The following is a 6,411-nucleotide window of genomic DNA, read 5'->3' on the forward strand; positions in this document are numbered from 1 at the left end:
TTTCAATGCGTGTTGCCTAAATGTGTCTTGCTTGTCTGAGCAAGAAGTCGAATGATGCAAAAAAAGACACATTCGACTTTGACTTTCCTTGAGGACATTTGTACAACACACATTGAAGCCGGCGGTTTTATACGTATTTTGACGGACATAATATGACACTTCTTTTGCTTCCGCTTAATGAATGCCTTCCCCCTCCGATTGGAGGGGGTCACTTTAACTCCCCAAAACCGCACTTTAGAGTGAAGTCACTAGCCACACTGCTCGAATTTCATGGGAAATATCCACTCACCCCGCTACAAAGATTATGGCTACAAAAACAGCATCCCGAAGCCGAAGCCAGGGAAACTACATCACCCCTAACACAGCCGAGGGCAAGAAAATCCTCAACTACCTAAGAAATCGCTGCGAGAAAGCTTTAGATTACTGCCAGGAAAATGGACTCACCAGCGTAGAAGATTTTGCCGATGCAATTGAAGAACTAACGGAAGCTGATGGCAAACCTGGCATTAGCGTAGAGGTCAAGCACAACGGACTCGTCCTCAGTTTGAGCGATCGACCCGAGTACGGCTCTACCACAGGAAAGTACATGATGGAGCACTTGGGAGAGCCGGACGACAACCGATTTACTAAAACAGGAATTGAAGCATTACTCGATTCGCCTCGAACTAGAACAAGGTCTAAAAAAGACAATTTACTAGATGAATTGGATGATGAGCAACCCTCCCCCAAGTCTAAATCTAAAGCGGCAACCAAGTCTAAAAAAGACGATTTACTAGATGAATTAGAGGATGATGAACCCTCGCAGCGCTCGAAATTTAAAGCCAATACCAAATCACAAAAAAATGAAATTGAAAGTTGGGAGGATGACGAGCCATCACCCAACTCTAAAACCAAAACTAGACCTCCAAAAGATGACCTAGAGGAGTTGGAGTCGGAGGAACCACTGGTTAAATCTAAAGCCTTAAACCGCTCTCCGAGAAATCAACTAAGTGAGTTAGATGAGTTTGAACTCAAAGAACCTCAACCTAAAGCTAAGCCTCAAACTAAAAGCCACCTTCAAAACTCTGAACGAGAAGATTTGGAAGACGAAGAATTATCAGCTAAATCCCAAACCAAAAGAAAACTTCAGACAGATGAAGCGGTAGAAGCTGCGGAATCCTTAGCACGCACACCTTCAAAAACCCGAACTAGCCAACAGCGACCTCAAGGCAAAAAATCAAACGACCAGAACATCGATAGTATCCTCGATGCTGCTGTACAAGTTAGCGGTAGAACAGCCATTTCTGGAAGTGAGGTAGAAGGTACAACTGTCAGCGGCATGAGCGCTCAAGTTGCGGTTCTCGCTACTCTGATTGGCAAAAAAGCAGCTTCTCAAATTATAGACGCTGCTCTTGGGGCTGGAAAAGAGCGCCAAGTTGCCGATATTGTCAAAAGGCTCAAAGCTCAAAGCCAGCGGGCTGACTCACTCTCGCAGCGAGTTACCAACTTGGTTGAAGCGGATTCAGTTGCAGATGCAATGGTCGAATCCGAAGCTTCACCAGTAGCTGAACCAGAGCCAGAACCGGAACAAAACATCTTAGCTGAACCGGATGCCGAATTTGTGTCAACACCCGGTATGCTCTTAGCTAAAGCTGTTAGCAAAGTCCACGGAAAAGTTGATACAATTTCCGGCAGTATGAGAGACAACACTTCTGAAAAAACGGCTTCTATTAAGATTGACACAGAAGCGAGTTTTGAAGAACAGCTCGTACAAATAAATGAAGCACTCAACCGACTTGAAAAGCGACTCGATACCCTAGAACAACGAATAGAAGCTTTAGAGAACAAACTTTCTCTTCAAAAAAGCGAGACAGGCGTTCAAGCTGGCGATGCAAAATTAGAACCGCCCGACAGCTCAACTCCATCCTTCAGCGACCAATTCGTACAAAACGCGACAGAAATAGGTGAAAAAATTTCATTAGAATCAACAATCCCAGCTAGCAGCAGCGCTAGCGCTACTGCTAAAAAAATCACTGTGACAGCCCAAAATCTTACTCAGGACTCCCAACTTGCAGCAACACTGGCAAAAATTTACAGCTTAGCTGAAGAAGAAGCAAATGCGGAAGGCATTGCATTAGAAGACGGGGTTGATTTTGGACAAACCAAACTTTATGTAACAAATTTTGACTTCTCTACCGCTGTCAGCTTAAAAACTAAGGAAGGCGAGGAACTGTTTTCAGCAGTACAGGATAAAACGGGAGAATGGGAAGTTACAAACGACTTCCTGAAACCTGAAGAAAAAGAAGAACTCGACCGCTTAAAGATTTTTCAACAGGCTCTCAACCAAGAACGCTTAGCTGAAATGGTACAAAAAAGCGGTCAGGAAGAGGTGAGCTTTATTGATTCCCAAGGTTCGCGCCTCGACTTTGAAGTCGAATTCAGCGATAAATCCAAGTCGAAGGGTACTGTCAAAGGCTTTAACTCTCACAGTGAGATAGTTTTTGAGGCCAGCCTCCAAAAAGGTAATGTTGAGGTACTCCTGTGCGACATTCCACCCGAAGAAGTAGAAAATCTCCTCTCCCAACAACAACTCGCTCAAAACCATAACTCCAACAAGCAGGAAGCTAGAAAAACTGAAGCCGAGATGGAGATTTGAAATACAGCAGATTGCAGGTTTATGATGTAGGCTCACCGATCGAACAATCTCGCAAGGACACGGCACTGCCGAGGCGTGTCAACTTAAGGAATGCGGGGTGCGCGATCGCGCCCCCCAAGAAGAGGCACGCTCGCTCCGGAAGGCCACTGGCGCTGACAACAGCTTTCACAGGACGGCTGGCAGCACCTGTGAAGCAGGGCCTCAAATCCTGAACAGCAGAGATTCAACTCTATGCTACGCTGCTACTAATTCCTATTCAATCCTCCAGGGAACCCGACCCAAGGAGCAACACAAATCAATTAAATTGATGTTTAATTAATTGCTCTCTTAGCTCAAGGGGTCATGGTAAGAAAGCAACCTAAAAGAAGTCGTGATTGCCTGTATCTGCATCTAAGTCGATTCGTGCCGGACAGTATCCACCAGGAACATTGCAATAGCGGCATTCCCAATGGCTTGGCACTTGAGGTGGGGGAGTAGCACCGCTGATGATAGCAACAGTTTGGCGGAAGAACTCCTTGAATTGACTGTCAACCTCTGATGGGTAAATTTCCACTATGTCATCGGGATACACCAGCCGTCCTGCGGGGGGATGACTTTGGCAGAGACGTTGACCTTGTGGCGAGAGAGGAAACAGCAGCATATAAATCAGCACTTGCATCCGGTGTGCAGCTTTACATTTGCCCGATTTACAGTCCTCGATGATAAGCTGACCGTTCTCAATCACCACAATGTCTGGCTTGCCACCGATATCGCAAGTCTTGCCGTTAATTGTGAATGAGTTATCATCCTCAACGTACACAGCAGATCCTTGGGCTTGATGTTTCATTGCCCGTTGGATTACCATCTCGTCATGTGCAGAGGAGTCAAAATCACTGGGTCGTTTGGGAAACTGGTAGTGAGCCGAAGACCATGCTGTATGTTTACACTGCTTTTCTTCGCCCATCAAGCTAGAAAGCCAAGTCACCCAGATATAAGGTTTTGAACGTTTTTTGGCGGGTTGAATCGTTTTTGTTTCCTTGGGGAGTTTGGTAGACGTTGATTTGCGAGTCGTCTTAGGTTTTCGATTTGAATAAATTGAGAAATCTTGTCCTGATTCTTCGGGAAAAAGAGAAAGTTGTACGTTCATATTTTTTATGTGAACTCTACTTTTTTGGTAGATAATTGACTGCTGAATCTAGATTAATCAAGAAAACCTGTCAATTAAATGAGTTTAAAATAGAGAAGAAATAGAATTTAATAGAGTTTTTGATCCCAACCGAATTTCCGTCGAAATTAGCAGAATGAATTGCTATGCTAAAATGACTGGCAAGAACTTAATATACTCTCCCTATTGCGGGTGTGATATGGACTCCCAGGATGACTCACAACAATTAAAGCTTATGTTTCTAGGGGAACTGGCTAACCGCTACGGTTTTTTTGGGAAGCAGCGAGATGTTTTCTTAAGTCGTTTTGATGAGAACAATGCGAATAAGAAGCGTAAGGCACTTGCAGAATATCTGTGGAAAAACGAGGAGATTATCAATCAGGAACAGAATTTCCAAGATCACTTGACTGCTGTATGCGATGTGCTGTCTAGAAATGGCTATCCTATTGTAAAACCAACTGGTCGAGGTCAACCCCGCAAAGGTGACAGCCCTTGGGAGCAAGCATTCAAGTGGTTGTGGGAAAAACAGTTTCCTGAGTGGCTTCAAAAACAAAGGTCAAATGATTCAAGTGTCGGTGCAACCGCTCTTATCGCAGCAGCAATGGACTGGCGCAGACAGTTTCGATCGCTGATTGACATTAAAACAGAAGGTTTCGTAGGTCGTAAATACGTTTTCGATAAGATTGAGGATTTCCTGAGCAACAAGCCCAAGGGTTATTTCACCATCGAAGGCGACCCCGGCATGGGAAAAAGTACAATACTTGCCGAGTACGTCCGACGACATGAATGCGTAGCCCATTTCAACGATCGCCTGGGAAGTATCAATCGCACTAGCCAATTCCTAGAGAGTGTTTGCACGCAACTGATCGCCAAATACCGCTTGCCCTACTCGGAGTTGCCGCCAGATGCCAATCAAAACAAGGCTTTCTTGGAAAAATTACTGTCTGAAGTCAGCGAACAACTCAAGCCTGGAGCACGACTGGTAATTGTTGTCGATGCGCTGGATGAGGTTGACTTGGAGAGCCAGGACAAAAGTGCCAACATCCTATACCTGCCCCGCTACTTGCCCAAAAATGTTTACTTCGTAATGTCACGGCGGCGGGGTGTCGATCTTCTCTTTGTGGTGGACACGCCGAGGCACCTGTTTGACCTGATGGCAAAGCAATACGCTGACCTTAGCTTACAAGATATTAAGACCCGCATTCACCAGGACGTTAATGAGCATGAGCGACTGGGCCAATGGATTGAAAGTAACGGCTTGACAGTCGAAAATTTCATCACCCAACTAGCCGACAAGAGCGAGAACAATTTTATGTATTTGCGCTGCGTGCTAGTAGAAATTGAGGATGGGATTTACCAAGATGCAAGCATTGAGAGCTTACCCCAAGGTTTAGAAGCATACTACGAGAATCACTGGCAACTCATGGGCATGACCACTGACCCGCCGCCACTCACTAAGCTTAGAATTGTCTACATCCTGTCGGAAACCCCTAGTCCTATTCCTTATGAAGATATTGTTGAAATCGTCAAACATACGGGAGAACAAGAAGCTGAATTTACCGTGCAATATGTACTGAATAAATGGAAACAGTTTTTACACAAACTATATCAATACGAGCAAATCTCTTACAGGCTTTATCACGATAGTTATCGCCGTTTTCTAAACCGCAAGGAAATTGTAGAGAAAGCGGGGATAACAATTAAGGAGATAAAAACGCTGATGGCAGATAGTTTATGGCAGGATTTGTACGGCGATGGGTAAGTTAGCAGAACGCTTAAAGCAACTACCACAAGCCAGCCGACTTTATAAATTGCAGGTTCTACCAAAGCTCCTGTCAGATTCTTCACGAGTAACCAACCTGTACATCCTGCTAACAGATTTTGATTTCATTGAAGCCAAGATTTCTGAATTAGGGCCACAACCGCTGATTGAGGATTATGACTTGGCTTTCACTCCTAACATCTTAAATTCTGAAGAGTGGGTTAAGAGTAAGGGTGAGAATCTGAGAATAATTCAAAGTGCGCTGCGGTTGTCCGCGCATATTTTGGAGCAGAATAAGATGCAACTGGCAGGACGATTGTGGGGGCATTTGATGCCTTTTGATGTGCCAGAGATTAAGGTAATGCTGGAAGAGGCTGAGGCAAGGCAAATTGCACCTTGGTTACGCCCATTGACACCTACCCTAACTCCTCCAGGGGGAGCTTTGCTGCGTACTTTCGGCGGACATAACGACTGGGTAAATGCAGTCGCCATCACACCCGATGGCAAACAGGCAGTTTCCGCTTCATCAGATCAAACCCTCATTATCTGGGATTTGCAATCGGGAACACTACTAAAAACTCTCGCCGGACATACCCAGCACGTAAATGCAGTAGCTATCACTTCTAGTGGAAAAAAAGCCGTTTCTGGTGCTAGTGATAATACTCTCAAAATCTGGAATTTACAGTCTGGAAGACTACTGAAAACTCTCAGAGGACATACGGCTCCGGTACGAGCCGTCGCTATTACTCCTAATGGGCAGCAAGCCGTTTCCGCTTCAGTTGATAAAACTCTAAAAATCTGGAATTTACAGTCTGGAAGACTACTGAAAACTCTCAGAGGACATACGGCTCCGGTACGAGCCGTCGCTAT

Annotated in this window: 4 protein-coding genes and 1 pseudogene; 4 read left to right on the forward strand and 1 reads right to left on the reverse strand. The window is 45.0% G+C overall.

All coding sequences use genetic code 11. The features are described from left to right. Positions 1-304 precede the first annotated feature (304 nt). Together QUB77_RS27475 and QUB77_RS27480 are read left to right on the forward strand one after the other, a co-directional pair. The gene (locus tag QUB77_RS27475) at positions 305-2,635 is read left to right on the forward strand and encodes a hypothetical protein (RefSeq protein WP_333179678.1); all 2,331 of its coding nucleotides are present in this window, start codon (positions 305-307) and stop codon (positions 2,633-2,635) included. Then, positions 2,632-2,847: a hypothetical protein gene (locus QUB77_RS27480; RefSeq protein WP_333179681.1), complete on the forward strand. Its 216-nt coding sequence runs from the start codon at positions 2,632-2,634 to the stop codon at positions 2,845-2,847. The genes QUB77_RS27475 and QUB77_RS27480 overlap by 4 nt, the downstream gene beginning before the upstream one ends. A gap of 146 nt (positions 2,848-2,993) precedes the next feature. On the opposite strand, the gene QUB77_RS27485 is transcribed toward QUB77_RS27480, so the two are convergent. Continuing rightward, positions 2,994-3,761: a PD-(D/E)XK nuclease family protein gene (locus QUB77_RS27485; RefSeq protein WP_333179684.1), complete on the reverse strand. Its 768-nt coding sequence runs from the start codon at positions 3,759-3,761 to the stop codon at positions 2,994-2,996. 253 nt (positions 3,762-4,014) lie between these two features. On the opposite strand from QUB77_RS27485, the gene QUB77_RS27490 reads away from it, so the two are divergent. Both QUB77_RS27490 and QUB77_RS27495 read left to right on the forward strand, forming a co-directional pair. Further along, entirely contained in the window at positions 4,015-5,541 is a 1,527-nt protein-coding gene (locus QUB77_RS27490) for an ATP-binding protein (protein ID WP_333179687.1), read from the forward strand. Continuing rightward, positions 5,534-6,411, forward strand: a pseudogene (locus QUB77_RS27495) (hypothetical protein); the annotation flags it as partial. The gene QUB77_RS27490 and the pseudogene QUB77_RS27495, both read left to right, overlap by 8 nt.

Source organism: Microcoleus sp. AT9b-C3, assembly GCF_036705485.1.
Classification (GTDB): Bacteria; Cyanobacteriota; Cyanobacteriia; order Cyanobacteriales; family Microcoleaceae; genus Microcoleus.